Annotated in this window: 23 protein-coding genes; 17 read left to right on the plus strand and 6 right to left on the minus strand. The window is 63.9% G+C overall.

Going from position 1 to position 24220, the window contains the following annotated elements; genetic code table 11:
* Positions 1 to 63: 63 nt before the first annotated feature.
* The 4 genes from FE782_RS15665 (at position 64) to FE782_RS15680 (ending at position 3167) form a co-directional block, all read left to right on the plus strand.
* A complete protein-coding gene (locus FE782_RS15665) occupies positions 64 to 618 on the plus strand; it encodes a YwmB family TATA-box binding protein (RefSeq protein ID WP_138195166.1) in 555 nt (184 codons plus the stop codon).
* A gap of 128 nt (positions 619 to 746) precedes the next feature.
* Positions 747 to 1844, plus strand: a complete 1098-nt coding sequence (locus FE782_RS15670) for a WD40/YVTN/BNR-like repeat-containing protein (protein WP_138195167.1) — start codon at positions 747 to 749, stop codon at positions 1842 to 1844.
* Positions 1845 to 1847: 3 nt separating this feature from the next.
* Positions 1848 to 2123 carry a MoaD/ThiS family protein gene (locus FE782_RS15675; RefSeq protein ID WP_138195168.1) on the plus strand — a complete coding sequence of 92 codons (276 nt, stop codon included), beginning with the start codon at positions 1848 to 1850 and terminating at the stop codon, positions 2121 to 2123.
* A gap of 18 nt (positions 2124 to 2141) precedes the next feature.
* A complete protein-coding gene (locus FE782_RS15680) occupies positions 2142 to 3167 on the plus strand; it encodes a ThiF family adenylyltransferase (RefSeq protein ID WP_238392509.1) in 1026 nt (341 codons plus the stop codon).
* Positions 3168 to 3435: 268 nt separating this feature from the next.
* Here FE782_RS15680 and FE782_RS15685 read toward each other — a convergent pair whose 3' ends face one another.
* Entirely contained in the window at positions 3436 to 4704 is a 1269-nt protein-coding gene (locus tag FE782_RS15685; RefSeq protein ID WP_138195169.1) for an MDR family MFS transporter, read from the minus strand.
* A gap of 112 nt (positions 4705 to 4816) precedes the next feature.
* Positions 4817 to 5740: an AEC family transporter gene (locus FE782_RS15690; protein WP_138195170.1), complete on the minus strand. Its 924-nt coding sequence runs from the start codon at positions 5738 to 5740 to the stop codon at positions 4817 to 4819.
* A gap of 126 nt (positions 5741 to 5866) precedes the next feature.
* On the opposite strand from FE782_RS15690, the gene FE782_RS15695 reads away from it, so the two are divergent.
* From FE782_RS15695 to FE782_RS15710, 4 genes are read left to right on the plus strand one after another with little or no spacing between them, the layout of a single operon-like run.
* Positions 5867 to 6529 carry a YIP1 family protein gene (locus FE782_RS15695; RefSeq protein WP_158299412.1) on the plus strand — a complete coding sequence of 221 codons (663 nt, stop codon included), beginning with the start codon at positions 5867 to 5869 and terminating at the stop codon, positions 6527 to 6529.
* A 43-nt stretch (positions 6530 to 6572) separates the two neighbouring features.
* Positions 6573 to 7658 (plus strand): efflux RND transporter periplasmic adaptor subunit, encoded by a 1086-nt coding sequence (locus tag FE782_RS15700; RefSeq protein ID WP_138195172.1) that lies wholly within the window; start codon positions 6573 to 6575, stop codon positions 7656 to 7658.
* Positions 7655 to 8341 carry an ABC transporter ATP-binding protein gene (locus FE782_RS15705; RefSeq protein WP_138195173.1) on the plus strand — a complete coding sequence of 229 codons (687 nt, stop codon included), beginning with the start codon at positions 7655 to 7657 and terminating at the stop codon, positions 8339 to 8341. Before FE782_RS15700 ends, FE782_RS15705 begins: the two co-directional genes overlap by 4 nt.
* Positions 8338 to 9537 (plus strand): ABC transporter permease, encoded by a 1200-nt coding sequence (locus tag FE782_RS15710; RefSeq protein WP_138195174.1) that lies wholly within the window; start codon positions 8338 to 8340, stop codon positions 9535 to 9537. The genes FE782_RS15705 and FE782_RS15710 overlap by 4 nt, the downstream gene beginning before the upstream one ends.
* 6 nt (positions 9538 to 9543) lie before the next feature.
* On the opposite strand, the gene FE782_RS15715 is transcribed toward FE782_RS15710, so the two are convergent.
* Positions 9544 to 10326 carry a class I SAM-dependent methyltransferase gene (locus FE782_RS15715; RefSeq protein ID WP_138195175.1) on the minus strand — a complete coding sequence of 261 codons (783 nt, stop codon included), beginning with the start codon at positions 10324 to 10326 and terminating at the stop codon, positions 9544 to 9546.
* Positions 10327 to 10438: 112 nt separating this feature from the next.
* Positions 10439 to 11455 carry a DUF1835 domain-containing protein gene (locus FE782_RS15720; RefSeq protein WP_138195176.1) on the minus strand — a complete coding sequence of 339 codons (1017 nt, stop codon included), beginning with the start codon at positions 11453 to 11455 and terminating at the stop codon, positions 10439 to 10441.
* Between the two features lie 72 nt (positions 11456 to 11527).
* Here FE782_RS15720 and ppnP point away from each other — a divergent pair, with 72 nt between their 5' ends.
* Entirely contained in the window at positions 11528 to 11842 is a 315-nt protein-coding gene (gene ppnP / locus FE782_RS15725) for a pyrimidine/purine nucleoside phosphorylase (RefSeq protein WP_138195177.1), read from the plus strand.
* Between the two features lie 1023 nt (positions 11843 to 12865).
* Here ppnP and FE782_RS15730 read toward each other — a convergent pair.
* Both FE782_RS15730 and FE782_RS15735 read right to left on the minus strand, forming a co-directional pair.
* Positions 12866 to 13891, minus strand: coding sequence for an anthranilate phosphoribosyltransferase (locus FE782_RS15730; RefSeq protein ID WP_138195178.1), 1026 nt, complete (start codon positions 13889 to 13891; stop codon positions 12866 to 12868).
* A complete protein-coding gene (locus tag FE782_RS15735) occupies positions 13888 to 14556 on the minus strand; it encodes an ANTAR domain-containing response regulator (RefSeq protein ID WP_138195179.1) in 669 nt (222 codons plus the stop codon). Before FE782_RS15735 ends, FE782_RS15730 begins: the two co-directional genes overlap by 4 nt.
* Before the next feature lie 316 nt (positions 14557 to 14872).
* Here FE782_RS15735 and FE782_RS15740 point away from each other — a divergent pair, with 316 nt between their 5' ends.
* The 8 genes from FE782_RS15740 to FE782_RS15775 all read left to right on the plus strand — a co-directional run bounded on the left by FE782_RS15740 (position 14873) and on the right by FE782_RS15775 (position 24197).
* On the plus strand, positions 14873 to 16111 hold the full coding sequence (locus tag FE782_RS15740; RefSeq protein ID WP_138195180.1) for an MFS transporter: 1239 nt from the start codon (positions 14873 to 14875) through the stop codon (positions 16109 to 16111).
* A gap of 33 nt (positions 16112 to 16144) precedes the next feature.
* On the plus strand, positions 16145 to 18589 hold the full coding sequence (gene nirB, locus FE782_RS15745) for a nitrite reductase large subunit NirB (RefSeq protein ID WP_138195181.1): 2445 nt from the start codon (positions 16145 to 16147) through the stop codon (positions 18587 to 18589).
* 65 nt (positions 18590 to 18654) lie between these two features.
* Positions 18655 to 18987 (plus strand): nitrite reductase small subunit NirD, encoded by a 333-nt coding sequence (gene nirD / locus FE782_RS15750; RefSeq protein WP_138195336.1) that lies wholly within the window; start codon positions 18655 to 18657, stop codon positions 18985 to 18987.
* Positions 18984 to 21095 carry a molybdopterin oxidoreductase family protein gene (locus FE782_RS15755; protein ID WP_238392510.1) on the plus strand — a complete coding sequence of 704 codons (2112 nt, stop codon included), beginning with the start codon at positions 18984 to 18986 and terminating at the stop codon, positions 21093 to 21095. The genes nirD and FE782_RS15755 overlap by 4 nt, the downstream gene beginning before the upstream one ends.
* Positions 21092 to 21397, plus strand: a complete 306-nt coding sequence (locus FE782_RS15760) for a hypothetical protein (RefSeq protein ID WP_138195183.1) — start codon at positions 21092 to 21094, stop codon at positions 21395 to 21397. Before FE782_RS15755 ends, FE782_RS15760 begins: the two co-directional genes overlap by 4 nt.
* Before the next feature lie 86 nt (positions 21398 to 21483).
* Complete coding sequence (locus FE782_RS15765; RefSeq protein WP_158299413.1) at positions 21484 to 22080, plus strand: TetR/AcrR family transcriptional regulator; 597 nt, start codon at positions 21484 to 21486, stop codon at positions 22078 to 22080.
* A gap of 60 nt (positions 22081 to 22140) precedes the next feature.
* Positions 22141 to 23385, plus strand: coding sequence for a beta-ketoacyl-ACP synthase II (gene fabF / locus FE782_RS15770; protein ID WP_138195185.1), 1245 nt, complete (start codon positions 22141 to 22143; stop codon positions 23383 to 23385).
* Positions 23386 to 23450: 65 nt separating this feature from the next.
* Complete coding sequence (locus FE782_RS15775) at positions 23451 to 24197, plus strand: MerR family transcriptional regulator (protein WP_138195338.1); 747 nt, start codon at positions 23451 to 23453, stop codon at positions 24195 to 24197.
* The last annotated feature ends 23 nt before the right edge of the window (positions 24198 to 24220 follow it).

Consider the following 24220-nt stretch of genomic DNA (forward strand, 5'->3'; position numbering starts at 1 on the left):
TCTAGCGGAACTTGGCCATCCTCTCTAGTAATAGATTTCGGTTACTAGAGGGAGCGATTCGGGATGAAGAGGTTTGCCGGATGGATGGCGGGAGCGGCGTTGGCGTTGATATGCGCGGCGGGGCTAGGCGGGTGGATGCCCGCCTTCGCGGCGAACGTCTCCTCCGGATCGCCGGCGGACGACGCGGCGCGCCTCGACGCGCTCGCGAACGGGCGGATCGCCGAGGACGGCCGGCTTTGGGTCGTCGGCGTCCGCACGCCGGGCGGTCTCGAGCGGTGGAGCGGCGACGACGCGGCGGAAGCGATCCGCTGGATCGAGCGACGGCAGGCCGCGCTGGACGGCAAGGACGCCGACTGGTTCGTCAACGTCCAAGGGACGCTCGTCCCCGCCGACGTGCAAGCCGTCTGGCCTCGGCTGGCGGACGCCGCCGGAGCGGCGCTCGTCGAAGGGTACGAGGATGGAACGACGTTCAGCTACAGCTACCGCGCGCCTTCGTTCTCGGCGTCGGTAGGGGAAGGCGACGGGGCGATCAACTTCATGGCCGCGGCGCATCTGGATACGGAAACGGGCTTGTGGAGAATGACGCTGGGCACGCCGGTCGTCATGATCGAGTATTAGTGAGGCGGACCCCCCCTAAATTGGAAAATAATTTTCGCGCGCCGGAAGGAACTGTTGTTCGCATGTCGAAATGGTAGAGAACAACTGGCGAGGACGGAGACGAACCCATTTTCCCGAGGGGGTAGCCCATGAGCAAGAGAGTGTTGGTGTTGGTCGGAACGAATAAAGGCGTGTTTTATTACGAGTCCAACGAAGATCGTCAGGAGTGGAGCCTGAAGGGACCGTTCCTGTCGGGCTGGGAAGCGTACAGCGTGTTCGGCGACGGCCGCAGCGGGCGGTTGTTCGCGGGCACGTCGCATGCGGCGTACGGTCCGTCCATCCGCGTATCCGACGATTTCGGCGAGAGCTGGACGCAGATCGAGAACAGTCCATCGTTTTCGAAAGAAAGCGGTTTCTCGATGAACCGGATTTGGCAGATCGCGCCGGGGCACGAGAGCGAGCCGCGGACGCTGTTCGCGGGCACGGAAGAGGCGGGCCTGTTCGTCAGCCGAGACGGAGGGGACAACTGGCGGGAGCTCGACGCGCTCACGAAGCATCCGACGCGGCCGAACTGGTTCCCGGGGGCGGGCGGCATGTGCCTGCACACGATTCTCGTCGACCCGCGGGACGCGAAGCGGATGTGGGTGGCGATGTCGGCGGTCGGCGTGTTCCGGACGGAGGACGGCGGCGAGACGTGGCACCCGCGCAACGTCGGCCTCGCCCGCGTGCCGACGGGCCAGCCTTACGACGAGGTCGGCTATTGCATTCATAAGATGGTGCTGGATCCGACGAACCCGGATACGCTCTACATGCAGGAGCACGGGGGCGTGTTCCGATCGAACGACGGCGGCGACAGCTGGTTCCCGATCGAGGAAGGGCTGACGATGAAAGAAGGCGATATGCCGTTCGGCTTCCCGATCGTCGTCGCCCCGAACGGCGACTTATTTCTCGCGCCGCTCGAGAGCAGCGAGCTGCGGACGATGCGGGACGGCAAGCTGCTCGTATACGGTCGTTCGCGCGGCGACGAGGCATGGGCGCCGGTCGGCGACGTCGTGCCGGACGAACAGCGGCACGTGAGCGTGCTGCGCGACGCGATGGCGGTCGACGGCCTGGATTCGTACGGCTTGTACTTCGGGACGACGTCGGGCGAAGCGTTCTGTTCGATCGACCGCGGGCGGACGTGGTCGCGCCTTCCGGGTCAGCTGTCGCGCATCCTGTCGGTGAAAACCTGGGTGTTGGAGGCGTAACGAATGATCATCGAGGTCAGCGTGCCGATGCTGCTCAGCGACTGCACGAAAGGAAAGACGCGGTTCCCGCTGGAAGCGGAGACGCTCGGGGAAGCGCTCGACCGATTGGCGACGGACTACCCTCTGCTGAAGCGCCACCTCTATACGGAGCAAGGGAAGCTGAGACAGCATGTGCTCCTCTTCCTGAACGATGATAATATAGAGTGGTTGGAACGGTTCGACGTCCCTCTGCAGGCGGGGGACAAGCTGCGCGTGCTGCAGGCCGTCTCCGGCGGATAAGGGAGGAGGCGCGAGACCGTGGCGGATTTGGAACGTTATTCGAGGCAGATGCGATTCGCGCCGATCGGCGCGGCGGGACAAGAACGTCTCGGCGCTTCCGGCGCGTTGATCGTCGGCATGGGGGCGCTCGGCGCCGTCCTCGCGAGCCATATGGTTCGCTCCGGCGTCGGGCTCGTCCGGTTCGCGGACCGCGATTACGTAGAGAAGAGCAATCTGCAGCGGCAGATGTTATACGACGAGGACGACGCGGCGGCCGGTCTGCCGAAGGCGGTCGCGGCGGAGCGCAAGCTGTCGCGCATCAACTCCGACGTCCGGCTCGAGCCGGTCGTGACGGACGTGACGGCGTCGAACGCGGAGGCGCTGCTGGACGGCGTCGACGTCGTGCTCGACGGGACGGACAACTTCCGCACGAGGCTGCTGCTGAACGACGCTTGCTTTAAGCACGGCAAGCCGTTCGTGTACGGCGGCGCGGTCAGCTCACAGGGCATGACCGCCGTCTTCGTGCCGGGCGAGACGTCGTGTCTGCGCTGCCTGATCGGATCGGATCCGGACGGCGGCGGCGAGACGTGCGATACGATCGGCGTCGTCTCGCCGATCGTCGATATCGTCGCGTCGTTCCAGGCGATCGAAGCGCTGAAGCTGCTCGTCGGCGCCTCGGAGGCGCGGCGGAAGAGCTTGCTGTCGCTGGAGATTTGGCGGCATCAGCTGTTCGACATGAAGCTGCCGCCTTCGAAGCCCGATTGCCCGACGTGCGGCGCCGCCGGTTCGCGCCGCTACCCGTCGCTCGACGCGGCGGAGAGCGAGACGACGACGCTGTGCGGGCGGGAGACGGTGCAGGTGCGCGCGTCGAAGCCGTTCGATCTTGAACGGCTCGCGGAGCGGTTGGCGCCGGTGTGCGCGGTGGAGCGCAACCCGTTCCTGCTGCGCGCGACGCTGCCGGAAGGGGAGCGGCTCGTGCTGTTCCCGGACGGGCGGACGCTCGTACAGGGCACGGAGGACGTGACGCGCGCGAAGAGCTTGTATGACCGGTATATCGGCGGATAAACGCGCAAAGACCCAGGGGGCTCTCGGATGGGCCGAGCTCCGACTGGGTCTATGTTTTTGCTTCGACACGCGAACGGGAAAAGCTCCCTCTAATTCCACGGCCGATGCCGAATTTGGACGCCTGAACGGGAAAACCTCCCTCTAAATTGCCTGAACTGGAGCGAAAAGCCCGGTTTCAGCAAAATTAGCGGGAGGTTTTCCGTTTGATATGCAGCTTCAGGGGAGAACACAGATCATTAGAGGGAGGTTTTCCCTCTCGCCTCTCGCCTCACGTCTCGGCGGCCGGCTTCAGCGCGCCCTTCCCCGCGGCGCTCCGCGGCTTCGAGATGCCGCGGACGAGCGCGTACTGGGCGATGCCCGCGACGAGCAGCAGGCCGGCGATGACGCCGAACGCGGCGCCGCCGCCCCAAAGCTCGAAGACGACGCCGAAGGCGACCGGCCCGAGGCCGCGGGACAGCTGCATGTTCATGCTGTACACCGAGAAGTACCGGCCTCGCATGTGTTCCGGCGCGATCATCGAGACGGCCTTCTGCAGGTGCGGGCCGCTCAGCATCTCGCCGAAGGAGAATAAGACCTCGGCGAACAGCAGCAACGCGAACCATGGCGCGAAGCCGTACCCGAGCGCGACGCAGGCGAGGAGGCCGTACGAGAGCAAGACCACGCGGTGCGTCGCCCACGATTCGGTCCAGCGGGCGACCGGAATTTGCAGCAGCATGACGATCAGTCCGTTCATCGACAGCATCGTCGTGAGCATCATCTTGTAGTCGTCCGCGAACATCGTCTGCAGGTGCAGCGGCAGCACGGTTTCCACTTGCGCATACAGCAGGCTGATCGGAACGACGAGCCCGGTCATCGCGAACAGCAGCCCGTGGCCGCGGAACGTCAGCCGCTCCGACGGTCCGGCCGCCGTCGCGCCCGCCGCGTCCGCGCCGGAACCCGCCGTCCTCGCCGGCAGCGTCTCAGGGATATACCGAAGCACGAGCGCCAAGTACGCGACGAAGGTGACGGCCGAGAAGGCGAACACGATCTTCGGCTCCCACGTGAAGACGAGCAAACCGAGCATCGGCCCGAAGGCGGCGCCGACGTTGAACGCCGCGTGTAGCGCGGCGAACACCTCGGCCCGGCGCTCCGGCCCGACGATGTCGGCGACCTGCGCGTTCGCCGCCGGGTAGAACAGGCTCATGCCCACGCCGTTCAGGATCGAAAACAACGCGAAATGCCACAGCTCCTCAGACACCGCGAAGCCCGCCATCGCGAGCGCGTTGACGACGAGCGCGCCGATCATCAGCGGCTTGCGCCCGTATTTATCGGCGAGGCCGCCGCCCCATAAGCCGACGAACATCGACGTCAGCGGCTGCAGACCGACGATCAGCATCGGCAGCAGCACCGAGCCCTCCAGCTTGTCGTACAAATAAAGCACCATGAACGGGCGAATCATGAAATTCGCGACAGTCGTCAGCGCGGTGCCGACGAGGCGAATCCAGATCGCGCGGTCGTAGCGGCCGGCGAGGCCGGCGAAGCGTCCTTTTCTCAACATACTCTCCCACACCCCGTGTTCTCTCTGTTAAGCGATTTAAGTATTGTGTTTCATTATATCGGGGCGGTAAGAAACAAAAAGAGTAAATTCGCGATCGGGGATTTCCCCTTTTTTACAACCCGCCGATGAGGGCAATCACGATCGTCACCGTGAAGATGCTGAAGACGGTAGATGTGAACACCGCCTGAGAGGCGAAATCAGGCTCGTTGTCGAACTCGACCGCGAGCAGCACGCTGCTGAGCGACGTCGGCACGGCGCACGACAGGACGAGCGCCTGGGCCAGCAAGCCTTCGTACCCGAGCAGCCAGACGGCGAGGAAGCCGAGCGCGGGCGAGACGAGCAGGCGCAGTCCGTTCGAGAAGAAGACGAGGTCGAACTTCGAGAGGCTCCACTTCATGTTGCCGAGCTGAGCGCCGAGCGTGAGCAGCGCGGTCGCGATGAACGCCTGCGCGATGTACTCGAGCGGCGTATAGATCGGCGAAGGCACCGGGACGTCGAAGCCTTTCATCAGCAGCGCGACCGGGACGACGTAGATGGCCGGGAACGTGAAGACGACTTTGAGCGCTTGTTTCAGTTCCATTTTCCGAGCGTTGATGGTGAAGATGCCGAACGTGTTCGGCAGCAGGCTCTGAATGACCATGATGATGAGCTGGATCGACATCGTGAACGGGTTGCTGGCGAAGACGAGCTGGTTGAGCGGGATGGCGAAGTTGGCGCTGTTGTAGAAAATGACGCTGTTCCGCATCGCGGACGGCATGCCTTCCTTCAGCCCGCGCAGGCGGATGAACAGCTCGACGACGGCCATCAGCATCGCGTAGAACACGACGAAGAAGAGCAGCGTCCGAAACGCGGTATCGGCCGTGAACGTAGATTCATACAGCATCGTAAACAGCATCGCCGGCGAGAAGAAATAGAAGTTCAGCTTGGACAGCGTCCGGATATCGAGCTTGAACGCGCGCTGCAGCGCGACGCCGAGGCCGATCATGATGGACAACGGAACGACGTTGTTGAGCAGGATGTGCGTAAAGATCGTCATGATGGGTTCTCCACATTCTCTCTCGTTTGATTTTGTAAGTGCCATTATACCATGGGTAAGCAGCGGGTGACGCTCGCTATGTTATAATTCTACCAATGATAGGTAGATTTCTATGGAGGGATGAAAATGGCATTTTTCCAAGTATTAGTCTCCCCGACGGCGGCATTCGAGCGGCTTCGGGAACGGGGGGGCTGGATCGTCGCGCTTCTGCTCGTGTCCGCATTGTCCGTCGCGACGACGTATTTGCAATGGCCCTTGATCGAGAAGGAGATGCTGGCTCAGTTCGAAGCGCAGCAGCAACCGCTCGGGGCGGCCGAGATGGACATGGTTCTCCAAATTTCCCGCGTGACGGCCTGGGTCACCGGAGCGGTCATGCCGGCCGCGCTCATGTTTTTCGTCGGTCTTCTGCTCTTCTTGCTGAACATGATCGTTCGCGGCGAAGGAACGTACATGCAATTATCCAAGGTTTCCTTGTATTCGATGATCCCCGGCCTGCTCGGCGGGCTGTTGACGACGGCGCTGGCGATGGCGTTCGACGCCGATTCGATCACCGACGTCATGCTCAACGGCGGGGTTCTCTTCTCGGAGAAAACGGGTTTCCTCTTCACGCTCGTCTCGTCCGTGCTGGATCCGTTCGGCCTGTGGAGCCTCGTGCTGACGGTCGTCGGGGCCGCGGTCATGATGCGGAAGTCCCCGAAGTCGGTCGCGTTCTGGATCGTCGGCGCTTGGCTTCTCGTTCGTCTCGGCACGTCGCTCTTCGCGCTTATTCCGGCCGCGCCGGCGGCGTAACTCGCGGAGCATTCGAATTCTACATACGAAAGGTTGACGCTGCATGCGGAAGAAATGGCTATGGCTGCTTGCCCTCGTTCTCGTCGTCGGCGGTCTCGCGACCGTGAACGTCATGAGGCTCGGATCGAGCCTGACGGTGGAGCTGGCGACGGCGGAGACGGGCGTCGTCGCGGAGTCGGTGTTCGCGAACGGGCGCTTCTATCCGGCGTCGGAACGAACGGTGTACGCGGATCGGGCGGGACGCGTCGCGGAGGTGCACGCGAAGCCGGGCGACGCGGTGAAAGCGGGCGATCCGCTCATGACGTACGACGCCGAGGAATGGCGAAGACAGCTCGAGTCGGAACGCAATCAGCTGGCGATCGCGGCGTTGACGCGGGAGCAAGAGCGCAAGCGCAGCTTCGAAGCGGTGCGCGGGCAGACCGACGCCGCGGAAGCGGAGAAGACGCTCGCCGCCGAGGAGAGCGCGGAGCGGCTGTACGCGCTGCAGACGGCGTCGACGGAAGCGAGCATCGAAGCGTTGGAGCGCAATATCGAGCGGTCCGTCGTCCTCGCGGAGGCGGACGGCGTCGTGGCGAGCGCCTCGGTGCAGCCGGGCGCTTACGTGTCCCCGGGCGCGGAAGCGTTCCGGCTCGCCGACGTGTCGCAGCTGCTCGTGAAAGCGGCGCTGAACGAGCTGGACGCCGGCAAGGTGCGGACGGGGATGAAGGCGATCGTCTCCGGCGACGCGTTCGAGACGACGTTCGAAGGCGAGCTGACGTACGTGTCCCCGGTCGCTAGGCCGGCGGGCGTCGACGGTCTCGATTACGAGGTCGAGATCGAGGTGTCGCTGCCGCGCGGCGAAGTGCCGCCGGAGGTGGCGAAGCCCGGCTTCGCGGCGACGCTCGAATTCGCGCTCGCGGGGGAGGAGCGGGTGCTCGTCCCGATCGACGCGGTGCGCTACTCCGGGCAGGACGCTTACGTGTTCGGCGTAACGGACGGGGCAGCCGTGCGGCTGCCGGTGACGGTCGGCAAGGACGACGGCGAACGCATCGAGGTGTTGAGCGGCCTCTCGGCGGGCGACGCTTACGTGTATCCCGTGCCGGAAGGGTTAACCGAAGGGGACGCCGTGAAGACGGGGGCCGACGAATGATCCGGCTCGAAGGCGTCTCGAAGACGTATCGGAACGGGGCCGTCGAGGTGCAAGCCTTGAAGCCGCTCGATCTTACGATCGAGAAAGGCGAATACGTGGCGATCATGGGACCTTCCGGCTCGGGCAAGTCGACGCTGATGAACATTCTAGGCTGTCTCGATACGCCGTCGAGCGGGACGTATACGCTCGACGGCGAACGGGTGGAGACGCTCGACGAAGAACGGCTCGCGCAGGTCCGCAACAAGAAAATCGGCTTCGTGTTCCAGAACTTCCATCTGCTTCCGCGGCAGAGCATTTTGCGCAACGTAGAGCTGCCTTGCGTATACGGCGGCGTGCCGCGTTCGCAGCGGACGGAGCGAGCCAAGGAGCTTCTTGGGAAAGTCGGCCTCGGCGAACGCGTCCATCACCGGCCGAACGAGCTGTCGGGCGGGCAGCGCCAGCGCGCGGCGATCGCGCGGGCGCTCGCGATGGAGCCGTCCGTGCTGCTGGCCGACGAGCCGACGGGGAACCTCGACGCGAAGTCGTCCGAGGACATCATGCGGCTGTTCGGGCAGCTGCACGCGGAAGGGGCGACCGTCATCTTGGTCACCCACGAAGCGGACATCGCCGCGCACGCGAAGCGGGTGCTCCGGTTCGGCGACGGCGACATCGTCTCCGATACGAGGACGGTGAGCGAGCCGTGACGATTTTCGAAAATTTGGCGATCGCGCTGGACAATTTGCGAGGCAACAAAATGCGATCGTTCCTGACGATCATCGGCATCGTCGTCGGCATCGCCGCCGTCGTGACGGTCGTATCGATCGGTCAGGCGGGCCAGTCGTCGATCGTCTCCGACATCGCGAAATACGGCGAAGGCTACTTCGTCGTGCTGCCGGGCGGCGAAGGGGGAGGGACGGATGCGGATTTGTTGATCACCTCGTCCGATCTGGACGCCGTCCGCAAGCTCGAGGGCATCGCCGCCGCCGCGGGCACGACGTCCGCCCGCCTGACGACGACGATCCGCTCGACGGAATATCGGCTGGACGTGACGGGGACGCCGGCGGAGTACGCGAAGCTGGCAGGGCTGGACTATGCGGCGGGCGGCTACTTCACCGCGGCGGAGGAACGGTCGCGGCAGCGGGTGCTCGTCGTCGCGGACAAGTTCGCGACGGAAGCGTTCGGCGGCGCTCAGGCCGCCATGAACCAACGATTGAAATTCGGCGGGCGAGTGTACAGAATCATCGGCGTGTACGAGACGGAGGAGTCGCTGCTGAGCGGGCTGGGAGGCACGGTATACGGCGCTTACGCGCCGTCCGGCTCCTTGCCCGGCGCCTCCGGCTCCGTTCGGTACGGGTACGTGGAGCTGCTCGCGAACACCGGAAATACGGAAGAGCTGCGAGCGATCGTCGCCGACGTGAAGGAGCTGCTCGCGAAGCGGCACAACGCTTCGCCGACCGACTATTTGTCCCAGACCGGCGAGGAAGCGCAGCAGCAGGTATCGCAGGTATTCTCGATCCTGCAGATCATTATCGGTTCGATCGCGGGCATCTCCTTGTTCGTCGGCGGCATCGGCGTCATGAACATCATGCTCGTCTCGGTCACCGAACGCACGAGGGAGATCGGCATCCGCAAGGCGATCGGCGCGACGCCGGGGCTCATCATGGCGCAGTTCATGATCGAGGCGGTCATCTTGACGCTATTGGGCGGCTTGCTCGGCGCCGGGATCGGGCTGCTCGCGTCGTGGGCGTTCTCGGTCGCGACGCAATGGCCGTTCCTCGTGTCATGGTGGGCGCTGCTGCTGGCCGTCGGCTTCTCGACCGTCGTCGGCATCTTCTTCGGCTTGTATCCGGCGAGTAAGGCGGCTCGCATGCAGCCGATCGAATCGTTGCGTTACGAATAGGGCCCGTCAGGCCGGCTTGCGAGCGACGACGCGGATGCGACGGTAAGGGGCCGTCCATACGCGTCGTTCTTCGTCATACAGCCGGGGCGCCAGACGTTCGGCGATGTCGTTCTTCATGTCGGCCGCGTCCGCCTCGGAGAAGGGCGCGAAGAACGGCGTCGCGAAGACGGAGAGCCAGGCGTGCAGCCCGTCCGGACCGTCGAGCGCGGTCGGCCGATCGAACAATTCGGCGTATTCGACGTCCCAGCCGACGGATTCGAGCACGGACGCGTATTCGCCGACCGTCGGGAAATACCACGGGTCGAGCGGAGCGGCGTCGACGCCTCGCTCCGCGAGCGCGCGGCTGATCGCCTCGGCGATCGCGCCGGCGTTGCCCTTGCCGCCGAATTCGGCGACGAGGCGGCCGCCGGGCTTCACCGCGTCGAACATGCATGCCGCCGCGCCCCGCGCGTCGGTCACCCAATGGAGCGCCGCGTTCGAGAACGCGGCGTCTACTTGTTGTTCCAGCGCGAACGCCTCCGCCCGCGCGACCCGGAAGTCGATCGCGGGGTGCTTCGCCCTCGCGGTATCGATCATGGAGGGCGACGCGTCGATGCCGATGACGGCCGCGCCAGACCCTGTGATGCGCTTCGCCAGATCGCCGGTGCCGCAGCCGACGTCGAGCACCGTCTCGCCGGCTTGCGGCCGCAGCAGCCGAATCAAGTCCGCACCGTATTCCGAGACGAAGCCTAATTTTCTGTCGTACAGGGAAGCGTTCCAATCGTTCTTGTTGGTTCCTCGATCGCTCATTCGTTCATCCGCTCCTTCGCGTACCTTAATACGGCAATGGTAAACGATGGATTTGTGATAGGTGAAATATATAATAACTATCCTGTTTATAGGTTTTGATGATAGTGTGATATTAAGCTTGGATCAACTCGACGTTCGTCTCGTCCCAGCGCCAACGCGGCGACGTTCCGTCAAGGCGGGCGCCGCCGAGCCACTGGTCGACGCCGTTCAGCGCGACATGGTCCGCCCGCCCGTTCAGGACGTCTTCGCCGGCGGCGGTGAGCCTCAGCCGGCAGCGGAGGAAGTCGGCGGCGGGAGGCTCGTCGAAGCGGGGGAACGGCGGGTCGCCTTCGAGCCGCAGCAGCGGAACGGCGCCTTGCGATAGCGTCCGCAGCGTCGCCCAGAACTGCAAGTCGCCCATGCCGAACGCAATCAGGCGGTCGCCCGCCGCGCGGAACAGTGCGACGGGCGCGTCGACGCCGCCGCGGACGAGCTCGAGCGCGACCCGCTCGACGCGGCCGAGCCCGTTCGCGATGGACGGAAAGCGCGAGAGGTGGAACGCGAAGGCGCCTTGAGCGAACGGCAGCGCGGTTCCGTCGGCTTCGCGCAGCGCTTGTTGCAGGCGCATCGGGTCCGGGGAGGCGTAGGCCTCCCACAGGGCGGCGCCGGCGCGCAGGACGGCGTCGTCCACGGGCAGCCGCTCCGCCGCGAGCCCGCGCAGCTGCGCCGCGGTCAGTTGGCCGAGCCCGCGGAACGGCTCGATGCCGGGGTAGGCGCCGATGCACAGCAGGCTCAGCTTCGTCCGGCCGCCGGGCGCCGCGAAGCCGGCGGCGGACAGCCGATGCAGCAGGCGGCACAGCATCGCTTGGTCGAAGAGGTCGTGCTCGAACCAAAGCGCGACCTCTTCGCGCCGCTGCGCGGCCCGATCGAGCGCCGCCTCCTGCGCTAGGCAGCTATCGACGTACGTCCGCGGCGGAATGCCGAAGCGGCGCTCCAGCTCCGCCGCGCGCGCGGCCCGGTTCGACGGGGTCTCCGGATCGACGTAGATCGGACCTTCCGAGTACATTTCTCGCCAGGGGAGGACGTCGCCCGGCAGCCCGCTCTCTTTCAGCTTGGCCGCGACGGCGTCACCATTCGTAACATGAAGCATGACAGGATTCCTCACTTGTGGTAAAGTTAGCGAATACGCGCGAAAATCGGCGATAGGGAAAGGATGAGCGACATGACGCAATTTACGAACGTAACGGTGGAGAAGAAAGCGAACGTGTACTTCGACGGGAAGGTGACGAGCCGAACGGTGCTGTTCGCGGACGGCACGAAGAAGACGCTCGGGATCATGCTTCCGGGTGAATATGAGTTTTCAACCTCCCAGAAGGAAGAGATGGACTTCTCGGCCGGCAAGCTGGAGTACAAGCTGCAAGGGCAAGATTGGAAGTCGATCGACGGCGAAGGCGCGTTCATCGTACCGGCGAACGAGAAATTCCAGTTGAAGGTACATACGGTGGCCGACTACTGCTGCACTTATTTTAACGAATAAACGGGAAAACTTCCCGTACATGTTTCCGCCTGCGCTTTCGCGGTTCGGGCGAACCTTGAGCCTCCCTTTGATTCCGCTCTAAAGCCCGAATGCGTCGGCTTGGATGCGGAATGCGCGGGAGGTTTTTTCTTTGTTCCGGGCTATCCGCGAGGAGGAGGAAGTGGTCTCCCGGCAGCTCTTGTCCTCGGTTTCCCTTCGTTCAGCTGCTGCAACGAATCGGGTGCAGCCCGCGCCGATCTCTGATTCCGCACCAAAGCTCGATTGCAGGCTTTAGATGCGGAATGAGCAGGAGGTTTTCCTTTTGATCCGGGGTTTCCGTGAGGAGGGAGGTGTCTCTCTCGGCGGCTCTTGTCCTCGACTTCCCTTCGCTCAGCTGCTTCAGTGAATGGAATAGCGGTTCCTCTTTTTTGCGTCGCGCTGCCCCGAGATTCGAGGAATCCCGCCACAATTGCCACCCTGCGCCGACTGCCGACACATGTTACTTCAACGAATTGGGGAGGAGTTCCATGCCGGCCCGAGATTCAAGGGATTCCGCCACATTGGTGGGGGGGCGAAGCGGCTGAACGAAGGGAAGACGGGGAGAAGGGCGGCGGAAAGACAAGTGGACTACACGTGGGGCGGGGAAAGGCAAGGACCAACCCGGAGAGGAAGCGGCTGAGCGAAGGGAAGACGGGGAGAAGGGCAGCGGAAAGACAAGTGGACTACTCGTGGAGCGGGGATAGGCAAGGACCGACCCGGAGAGGAAGCGGCTGAGCGAAGGGAAGACGAGGAGAAGGGCGGCGGAAAGACAAGTGGACTGCTCGTGGAGCGGGGAAAGGCAAGGACCGACCCGGAGAGGAAGCGGCTGAGCGAAGGGAAGACGAGGAGAAGGGTGGCGGAAAGACAAGTGGACTACTCAGGTAGCGGGGCTGCGTAGAGGCAGAGGATCGATCGGGGGGAGAGACCGCAGGCGCTTAAGCGCGGCATAAGAAAAGCCGCCCCGACGAACCGCCGAAAGCGGACCGCGGAGCGGCGGCAATAGCCTTAAGGAAGGACGATTTCTTTCCACTGCAAGAATTTCTTGTACGCTTGCCCGGAGGACAAGGTGACTCGGGCGAGGTCGAGTCCTTCTTCGATCGTGCCGGCCGCGCCGGTCAACCACAGACGGACGCCGGCGTTCAGAATCGTCATATCGGTGTGCGGCAGCGCCGCAGCGCCTTGAAGTACGGCGAGGCAGGTAGCCGCTTGGCGTTCCGCGGTCCACTCCGTATCGTCGTCGGCTTCGCCCTGCAGCTGATACACCTCCGGGTCGACGATCATCAGCTCGGAGACGCCGTCCTTCACGAGGAACAGGCGGGAGCGCTTGTGCACAGGCAAGTCCTCGGAGCCTTCGATGCCCTGCACGATGATGGCGCGGCGGTAGCCGAGGCTCGAGACGAGCTGCGCCATCTTGTCGAACACGGTGCCGTGGAAGACGCCGAAGACGAGATAAGGCGCGTCGGAGTAGCGGACGAGCTTCTCCGCGCTGTTGAACACGGTGCGCAGACCCAGCTGCGTCCGAATGTCGCGTACGCGCGCCAGCTTCGGGCAGCCGAGCTCCGCCGGCACGAACAGGAAGCCGCTCGCGTCCGCCGCGCGGAGGAGCCGATCGAGCCCTTCCGGCGTCTCGACGTCCACGCCCCACTCGGCGACGACGTCCGGCAGCGTCACGCCCCACTTGGGCGGCAGCGAGCGCGAGCCGTGCAGCGTCGACGGAACGCCGCAGGCGGCGAGGACGAACGACGTCGGCAGCGTCGCATAGAACGACTTCGTCCGACCGTCGTACGGACCCGCGCAGTCGATGGCGCCGTCCATCGGATGCTTCAGGCTGCCGCGCCGCAGCGCTTCCGCGAACGCCGCGATTTCGTCGGTGCTTTCCATCTTGATGCGCTCGGCGACGAGGAAGGCGCCGATCTGGGCGTCGGTCGCTCCTCCTTCGAGAATGAGCTTCGCGGCGCCGGCCGCTTCTTCAAACGTAAGATCTCTAGCGCCGCGTTTGCCTCTGCCGACTTCCTTTAAGTATTCGATCATCGCGAACGCCCCCTCGGATTTTGCTCTCGGAGTAAAGAATATACTTTCACGATCGAGACGGCAACATCGACCAGGCGCCGCCGCTCGTTCATCGCTTGCTTGCGAAGGAATTCGTACGCCTCCGCCTCGGTGATGGACTTCACCTCGCTCAAGATCGACTTCGCCCGGTCGATCCACTTCCGGTCCTCGAGCTTGGCGATCAGCTGCTCGCGTTCCTGCTTCCACTGCGTCCGCGACAAGTAATGCTTGGAGGACAGCAGCAGCGTCCAATGCAGCTCCGCCGTCGTCATGCCGGGGTACAGGATGCCGTCCACGGAATCGGCCAAGACGCAGTTGTGCACGACCGGTTCGTTGTCGCACCACCAGAGCAGCGGAGGACCGGTGCGGGCTTCCAACGCCCGCGTCCATGCGAGCAGGCGCGAGTACGACGTGCAAAACAAAATGGCGTCAATATTGTTGACATCGAGGTCGGGCGACGGCTCCGGAAGAATCGATTCCTGCGCGCGGAGCCCCGCGGCGTCGAGCAGCGCGGTCGGCGAGTCGAAGCGGGCGCCTTCCGCGTAGGCGGGCTCTTCGTCGTCGAAGCCGAACGGGAAGCCGAGAACCGGCGCGGGAGGCGATTTCGCCGCGGGGCGGTCGCGTACGATGAGGAACGATTGCAGCATAAATTCACTTCCTATCCGCAAATAAAAGTGTATGTGACATTATAAGTAACGCAAATATAACATAAAACACCGAAAACTTCGACCAAAATTTTTGTTTGTGATAGTTGTTGACATGTAAGGTCGTCCGCTTCTATAATAAAGCCAAGTCACAACGATGTGGCGACGCTAACAATCGAATCCAAGGCGAGCACAACGATGTGCCGCCATAGGCAATGAGGCCGTAGATCGCTCCGGGGACGTACCCCGGATGCGGTGTGCGGCCTTTTTTCATCCAAAAAAAGAGAGAGAAACGACAAATCAAGGGAGTGGAGAAACGATGGAAGCGAAAGGGTTTATGAAAGCAGGACATAAGCCATCCTTGTTCAGCGCGTTCTTATACTTCGATGTCAGCTTTATGATTTGGGTATTGCTCGGACCGCTCGCCGTCATCATCGCTTCGGATTTCGAGATGGACGCCGCGCAAAAGGCGAATTTGGTCGCGCTGCCGGTGCTCGGCGGTTCCATTCTGCGTCTCGTGCTCGGCTGGATGACCGACTTCATCGGTCCGAAGCGGACGTCGCAGATCGGCATGATTCTGACGATGATTCCGCTCGTCTGGGGTTGGCTGTTCGCGTCTACGCTCGGCGAGCTGTACATCGTGGCGCTGCTGCTCGGCGTCGCCGGCGCCAGCTTCGCGGCGGCGCTGCCGCTCGCAAGCCGTTGGTATCCGCCGCAATATCAAGGGCTCGCGATGGGTATCGCGGGCGCCGGCAACAGCGGCACCGTCTTTACGACGCTGTTCGCGAACCGGATCGCGCAGCATTACGGAGACTGGCACGTCGTGTTCGGCTTCGCGCTCATTCCGATCGCGATCGCCTTCCTCCTGTTCACGATCCTCGCGAAGGACAGTCCGAACCAGCCGGCGCCGAAAAAGCTCGCGGACTACGCGTCGGTCCTCAAGCTGAAAGACACTTGGGTGTTCTGCGTCTTGTACAGCGTCACGTTCGGCGGGTTCGTCGGGATGACGAGTTACTTGACCATTTTCTATAACACGCAATACGGACTCGACGCGGTTCGAGCGGCCGATTTCACGACGATTCTCGTCATCGCCGGCAGCTTCTTCCGACCGGTGGGCGGCTGGCTCGCCGATAAGCTCGGAGGCATCCGCATGCTGCTCGTCTTGTACGGCATCGTCGCGCTGATGATGGCCGGCATCTCGACGCTGCCGGCGATCGGGCTCACGACCGCGATGCTGTTCGTCGCCATGATGGCGCTCGGCATGGGCAACGGCTCGGTGTTCCAACTCGTGCCGCAGCGCTTCGCCAAGGAAATCGGCGTCATCACGGGCATCGTCGGCGCCGCCGGCGGACTCGGGGGGTTCTTCCTGCCGAAAATTCTCGGCAACTTAAAGCTTGCGACCGGCTCCTTCACGCCGGGCTTCCTGACGCTGAGCGCCATCGCGCTCTTATGCATCGTGGTCGTCGCCGTCGCTCAGGTCGGATGGAAGCGGACGTGGATCGGCGAAGGCGGCCGTGCCGCCGGGAGCGCATCCGACGGCATGACGGTTAAAGCGTAACGAATCGAATCAACGAGAGGGGACGGGGACGTCATGGGGAAAGAGAAGCTGCTGCTCATCGGCAACGGGATGGCGGGCGTGAACGCGATAGAACATTTGAAGAAGCTCGCGCCGGACAAATACGACATCACCATCTTCGGCGCGGAGCCGTATCCGAACTATAACCGGATTATGCTGTCTTACGTCCTGGCGGGCGATACGAAGCAGGAAGAGATCTATATCAACGACTACGACTGGTACGAAAAGAACGGCATCCGTCTATACACGGGACAGCGGGTAAGCTCGATCGACCCTGCCGCGAAAACGGTGACGAGCGACGGGGCGGCGGGCCCGATGACGACGTCCTACGACAAGCTCGTGATCGCCACCGGCTCGAACGCTTTCGTCATTCCGATTCCGGGCTCGCAGCTGCCGGGGGTTATCGCCTACCGGACGATCCGGGATACGGAGCTGATGCGGGAAGCGGCGAAGAAATACAAGAAAGCCGTCGTCATCGGCGGCGGTCTGCTCGGCCTCGAAGCCGCGCGCGGTCTGCTCAATCTCGGCATGCAGGTCGAAGTCGTCCACATCGGCGACTGCCTGATGGAGCGCCAGCTCGACAAGACGGCCTCCAAGCTGCTTCAGACGTCGCTCGAGCAACAAGGCATGAAGTTTCTGATGGAAAAGTCCTCCGCCGAAATTCTCGGCAAGGAGCGCGCGACGGGCCTGAAGTTCGCCGACGGCACGTGGACGGAAGCGGACCTGATCGTCATGGCGGTCGGCATTCGCCCGAACGTGTCGCTCGCGAAGGAGGCCGGCCTCGACGTCGTGCAGGGCATCACCGTCAACGACTGGCTCGAGACGAGCGCGCCGGACGTGTACGCGGTCGGCGAATGCGCGCAGCACCGCGGCGTCGCGTACGGTCTCGTCGCTCCGCTCTACGAGCAAGGCGCGGTGCTGGCGAAGCGGCTCGCCGGCGTCGACGGCGCCCCGTACGAAGGCTCCGTCGTCTACACGAAGCTGAAGGTGTCGGGCGTCGACGTGTTTTCCGGCGGCCAGTTCATCGAAGACGCGGAGACGAAGGCGATCCGCGTGCACGACGACTGGTCCGGCATCTATAAGAAGGTGCTCGTGAAAGGCTCCAAGATCGTCGGCGCGGTGCTGTTCGGCGACACGTCCGAGAGCACGCGGCTCATGCAGCTCATCAAGTCCCAGGCGGACATTACGAAAATGGAAATCACCAAGCTGCTGCAAGAATCCGGCGCGGAAGGCGGCGGGGGCGGCGGCACGGAAGGCATGGTCGCCGCCATGGCGGACGACGCGGTCGTCTGCGGCTGCAACGGCGTCAGCAAAGGCACGATCTGTTCCGCAATCCGCGAGTGCGGCCTGACGACGGTAGAGGGCGTCAAGGACGCGACGACGGCGTCGCGCTCGTGCGGCGGCTGCAAGCCGCTCGTCGCGGCGCTGCTCAAGACGACGCTCGGCGACGAGTTCGACGCCGCGGCTTCGGCGAAGGCTTCGATCTGCGGCTGCACGACGTTGTCGAGGGAAGAGGTCGTGGCGGGCATCAAGGAGAAGGGGCTCACCCACGTTCGCGAGGTCATGCACGTGCTCGGCTGGAAGGAGCCGGAGGGCTGCTCCAAGTGCCGACCGGCCGTGAACTACTACCTGTCGATGATCAACCCGTCGACGTACAAGGACGATCGCACGTCTCGATTCGTCAATGAACGGATGCACGCGAACATTCAGAAGGACGGCACGTATTCGGTCGTGCCCCGGATGTACGGCGGCGTTACGACGCCGTCCGAGCTGAAGAAGATCGCCGAAGTGGCGGAGAAGTACAACGTCCCGACCGTCAAGCTGACGGGCGGCCAGCGCATCGACCTGCTCGGCGTGAAGAAGGAAGACTTGGTCCCGATGTGGACCGATCTCGATATGCCGTCCGGCTATGCGTACGGCAAGGCGCTTCGCACGGTGAAGACGTGCGTCGGGGCGGACTTCTGCCGCTTCGGCACGGCGGATTCGATGGGCATGGGCATCGCGCTCGAGAAGAAGTTCGAGCGGCTGAATACGCCGGCGAAGGTGAAGATGGCCGTCTCCGGCTGCCCGCGCAATTGCGCGGAGTCCGGCATCAAGGACATGGGCATCGTGGCGATCGACGGCGGCTGGGAGCTGTACGCGGGCGGCAACGGCGGCGTGAAGGTGCGGGCCGGCGACCTGCTCGCGACGGTGAAGACGGAGCAGGACGTGATGGAGTACATCGCCGCGTACCTCCAGTATTACCGGGAGACGGGCAACTACGGCGAACGGACGTCCGAGTGGATCGTTCGGGTCGGTCTCGACCACGTTCGCGGCGTCGTCGAGGACGCGGACCGCCGGCGCGAGCTGTGCGAACGGATGGACGAAGCGCTCGCCGCGACGAAGGACCCGTGGAAGGAAGCGGTCGAGACGGCGGCGATTCGCAAGGATTTGTACGAAGTGATCGAGACGGCGAAGTAAGGGGAAGTCATTTTCGGGAGAGATAGAGAGATTACGGACTGGAGAAGGAGGCGCTGAGCATGGCGATGGGGAGCGTAAAGCAGGTCGCGGCGAGCCGCGTAAAGCTGGCGAGGTTGGACGAATTGCCGTTGGGCACGGGCAAGACGGTGAGGCTCGGCGCTTTGGAGCTGGCGGTGTTCCGCCTCGGCGACGACACGGTGCGGGCGGTCGAAAACCGATGCCCGCATAAGAACGGCGTATTGGCGGAGGGGATGGTCAGCGGCCACTACGTGTTCTGCCCGATGCACGATCGGAAGATCGACCTGAACGACGGACTCGTGCAGAAGCCCGACGACGGCTGCGTCAAGACGTTCGGCACATGGGTTGAAGACGGCGTCGTATGGGTGGACGTGGGATGACAGGCGCGGCGCTGAACTCCCACTGTCCGTTCTGCAGCATGCAGTGCGGCATCGAGCTCACGCTGACGGAGAAGGAACCCGGTTGGGCGGTGCGCCCGAGCGGGTCGTTCCCCGTATCCACGGGACGCCTCTGTCAGAAGGGGTACCATTCCCCGCGCCATGCCGTACATCCCGACCGCATTACGATGCCGCTCGTGCGCCGCGTCATCGGCTCGCGCAGCCTGGAAGCGACGCCGTGGCAGCCGGAGAATTGGGACGCCGCGTTCGCGGAAATTTCGGACCGCATCCTGTCCATCCAAGCGAAGCACGGCGCGGACGCCGTCTCCGTCTTCGGCGGGGGCTCTTTGACCAACGAGGTATGCTACTTGCTCGGCAAGTTCGCCCGGGTCGCGCTGAAGACCCGGTACATCGACTACAACGGACGGTACTGCATGTCGTCCGCGGCAGCGGCGCAGATGCGCGCGTTCGGGCTCGACCGGGGCCTCACGCTGCCGCTCGACGATATCGCAGGCACGAAATACATCATCCTGGCGGGGACGAACATCGCCGAATGCCAGCCGACGATGATGCCGTACTTGCTCGCGGCGAAGAAAGCGGGCGCCACGATCGTGACGATCGATCCGCGTCAGACGATGACGTCCAAAATCGCGGATATTCACGTCAAGCTGCAGCCGGGATTCGACTCCGTGTTCGTCAGCGGGCTCTTGAACGTCATCGTGAACGAAAAGCTGTACGACGAAGCGTACGTCGCCGAGCGGACGAGCGGACTCGAGGCGGTCGCCGAAGCGGTGCGCGAGTTTACGCCGGAATACGTGTCTCGAATTACAGGCATCTATGAGGAAAAGATTCGCGCGATCGCGCGCGGCTTCGCGAAGGCAGAGAGCGGCGTCGTGCTGACCGCCCGCGGGCTGGAGCAGCAAGTGAACGGCGTCGAACACACGCTCAATTACATTAACCTTGCGCTGCTGTGCGGCAAGGTCGGGCGACCGAACAGCGGCTTCGGCGCCGTCACCGGACAGGCGAACGGCCAAGGCGGCCGCGAGCACGGGCAGAAGGCCGATCAGCTGCCGGGGTACCGCTTGATCGAAGATCCGGAAGCGCGGCGGAAGGTCGCCGAAGTGTGGGGCGTCCATCCCGACACGCTGCCGGGCAAGGGCGTCTCCGCCTTCGAGCTGTTCGAGAAAATCGAGGCGGGCGAAATCAAGGCGATGATCGTCCTCGGCTCGAACCCGATCGTCTCGAGCCCGAACGCCGTTCGCGTCGAAGCCGCGCTGAAGAAGCTCGAGCTGCTCGTCGTCGTCGACCTGTTCGAGACGGAGACGGCGAAGCACGCGGATTGGTTTCTGCCCGGCTCGTCGTTCCTGGAAGCCGAGGGGACGCTGACGAACGTGGAGGGCCGGGTATTCCATCGCGCGAAGGCGCTCGACCTGCCGGGCAGCGCGAAGCTCGACATGCACATCTTGTGCGAGCTGGCTGAACGGCTCGGAGCGGGCCGGTACTTCAAGTTCAAGACGCCGAAGGACGTGTTCGAGGAGCTGCGCCGCGCCACGATCGGCGCGCCGGCCGATTACTCCGGCATCACGTACGACCGGCTGAAGCGGGAAGGCGGCGTCTTCTGGCCGTGCCCGTCCGAAGAGCATCCGGGCACGCCGCGGCTGTACGTCGACCGGTTCGCCCATGCGGACGGGAAGGCGAAGCTGCACGCGATCAAGCCGGGGCTGCCCGCGGAGACGACGAGCCGCGAGTATCCGTACATCCTGACGACGGGGCGCGTGGGCAGTCAATACCTTAGCGGCGTACAGACGCGCCGGACGGAGCCGCTCGACGCGAAGGCGCCCGCGCCGGTCGCGGAGGTGCATGCGAGCGTCGCCGAGCGCATCGGCCTTCGCGCGGGCGACCGGATCCGCCTTACCACGAAGCGGGGCACGGCGGTGTTCCCGGTGCGCGTCTCGGACGACATTCACCCGACGACGATTTTCGTGCCGTTCCACTGGGGCGGCGAGCAATCGATCAACCGGCTGACGAACGACGCGCTGCATCCGATCAGCCGCATGCCGGAATTTAAAATTTGCGCCGTTCGGCCGGAACGGGTAGGAGGGGCGACATGACGAACGAATCGCTGCGAATCGTAGGCGCCGACGAAGGAACGAGACGGGACGTGCGGCGGCGGATGCCCCCTTGGGTCGAAGGGACGGTCGCCCTCGTGCGGAGCCGGGAAGACTGGGCGCGGCTCGACCGATTGGAAGGTCCCGCCGTTCTCCTCGTGTTCGACCGGGGGTACGCCGACGCGGAGGCGGGCGGCTGGCCGACGTTCCATATCGACGACCTGTCCTTGGCCGTCGAGGCGTTGACGTCGTCCTTCGCATGGAGGCATTGGACGCCGGACTTCCTCGAGGAGGAAGCGTGGTAAGCGCGGCGCGGGACGTTGCGCATTTTCCGAACGAGTGCTACAATGACGAAAAACAAACCGATTGGTCTGAAAATGGAGGGCGTACCGTGCGCAAAGGCGAGGCGACGAAAGAGCATATCATCGAGAAAGCGGCGCATGTGTTGAATCGCAGAGGATATTACGCCTCGTCCTTGTCCGAAATCATGGAGGCGTCCGGGCTGAAGAAGGGCGGCATCTATAACCACTTCGAGAGCAAGGAACAAATTATCGCGGAGGCGTTCGCGTATAACGTCAAGGCGATGAGCGAGCGGTTCGACGAGGCGGCGGCCGGCTTCTCGCATCCGATCGACCGCGTGCTCGCGATGGCCGCGGTCGCGCGGGAGCTGTACCGCGGCGAGCCGATCCCCGGCGGCTGCGCCATCATGAACGCCGCCGTCGAATCCGACGACGCTTATCCGTTCCTGAAGGCGCAGGCGCGGACGTCCATGGAGCGGTTCGTGTCGAAGGTGCGCGCGATCCTGGAGCAAGGCCAGCGGGACGGCCGGGTCGACCCGGCGGCCGATGCCGCGGAGGCGGCGCTGTTTATCGTCTCCGCCATCGAAGGCTCGTTGATGATCAGCAAGCTGACGGACAGCGGCGCGGCGGTGGACGCGGCGCTCAAGCGGATCGCCTCGTTTTTGAATCGGGAGCTTCGGCGCCCGTAATTTTTTTTGACAATTTTCAGACCGAACGGTCTTAAATACGATGAGGGAGATGACTAAGGGATGGAAAAGAGACGAGTCGTCGTCACGGGCATGGGCGTCGTATCGCCGATCGGCAGCGACGTGACGGCTTTCGGGGACGCCTTGGCTACAGGGCGATCGGGCATAACGACGATCGACGCCTTCGATCCGGCGGGATATCCGACGCGGATGGCCGGCCAGGTGCGCGATTTTCGCCCGGAGGCGTATATGGGGACGAAGGAGGCGCGCGTCTACGACCGCTTTCTTCAATTCGCGGTCGCGTCGGCGAAGCAGGCGATCGCGGCGTCCGGCCTCGACGTCGCGGCGAACGCGGATCGCGTCGGCGTCTACGTCGGGAGCGGGATCGGGGGCATTCACACGCTGCTCGACAACCACCGCCAGTTCGCCGAGCGGGGACCGAAGCGCGTCAGCCCGTTCATGATCCCGATGATGATCGGCAACATGGCCGCGGGCCAGCTGTCCATCCTGACCGGCGCCCGCGGCCCGACGTTCGCGCCGGTGTCGGCGTGCGCGACCGGCAACCACGCGATCGGCGAGGCGTTCCACGCGATCCGCGCCGGCCGGGCCGACGCGATGATCGCGGGCGGCGCGGAGGCGCCGATCCACGAGCTCGCGTTCGCCGGGTTCTGCAACATGCACGCGATGTCCGGCCGCAACGACGACCCGACGCGCGCGAGCCGACCGTTCGACGCGGACCGGGACGGCTTCGTCATGGGCGAAGGGGCCGGCATCCTCGTGCTCGAGGAGCTGGAGAGCGCCCTCGCCCGCGGGGCGGACATCTGGGCCGAGGTGGCGGGGTACGGCGCGTCTTCGGACGCGTACCATATCACCGCGACCGACCCGGAAGGACGCGGCGCGTACATGGCGATGAAGGCCGCGCTCGACGACGCCTCGCTGCGCCCGGAGGAGATCGACTATATTAACGCGCATGGGACCGGTACGCCGGTGGGGGACGCGTCGGAGACGAAGGCGATCCTTGCCTTGTTCCCGCGGGAGAACGAGCGGCCGCCCGTCAGCTCGACGAAGTCGATGACGGGCCATCTGTTCGGCGCCGCGGGCGCCGTGGAAGCGGTCGCCTCCGTGCTGGCGATTCGCCGGGGACTGCTGCCGCCGACGATCAACTACGAGACGCCCGACCCGGCCTGCGCGCTGGACGTCGTGCCGAACGTCGCGCGGCCGGCGGCGGCGAACGCCGTCTTGAGCAACGGCTTCGGCTTCGGGGGACATAACGCGGTGTTGGCGTTTCGGAGATATTTTCAAAAATAAGCATTGACCCTCACGTTACGTTAGGCCTTATGCTCATTCTCGAAGGGGGGCAAGCGAAGGCCATGATGAAAGTGAAGGAAGTGTCGGAGCTGGCCGGTGTCAGCGTGCGCACGCTGCATCACTACGACGAGATCGGACTGTTGTCCCCGGAGCATACGACGGAGGCCGGTTACCGTCTATACTCCGATCGGGATCTCGAGACGCTTCAGCAAATCTTGTTCTTCAAGGAGCTTGACCTTCCCTTGAAACAAATCAAGGACATTCTCCGGGACCCGAGCTTCGATCGGCAGGAGGCTTTGGAGCTGCATCGGAAGATGCTGCTCGAGAAGCGGAGCCGCATCGATCGAGTGCTCGACACCTTGGAGAAGACGATCCGGCAAGCGAAGGGAGAAATTCAGATGACGAACGAAGAGAAATTCGAGGGCTTCGACTTCAGCAACAATCCGTATGAGCAAGAGGCGCGCGAACGCTGGGGCGACAAGGCGGTCGACGACTCGAACAAGAAGCTCGGCAGTCTGTCGCAAGCCGAGCGGAAGGCGCTGGAGGAGGGCATGAACGCGATCTACGCGAAGCTGGCGGCGCTCCGCCACGGGCCGGCCGACAGCGACGAGGCGCAAGCCGCGATCAAGGAATGGTACGACTTCTTGAACGGCGGCAACTTCGGGGCGCACTATTCGCTCGAAGCGTTCAGAGGGCTCGGACAAATGTACGTCGACGACGAGCGCTTCACGCGCAACATCGACAAGTTCGGCGAAGGGCTCGCGAGGTTTCTGCGGGACGGCATGGCCGTCTATGCGGATCGCAACGCGTAATTCGTCGAGCGGAGGAAGAGAGG

The organism is Paenibacillus antri (assembly GCF_005765165.1).
In the GTDB taxonomy this organism is placed as follows: domain Bacteria; phylum Bacillota; class Bacilli; order Paenibacillales; family YIM-B00363; genus Paenibacillus_AE; species Paenibacillus_AE antri.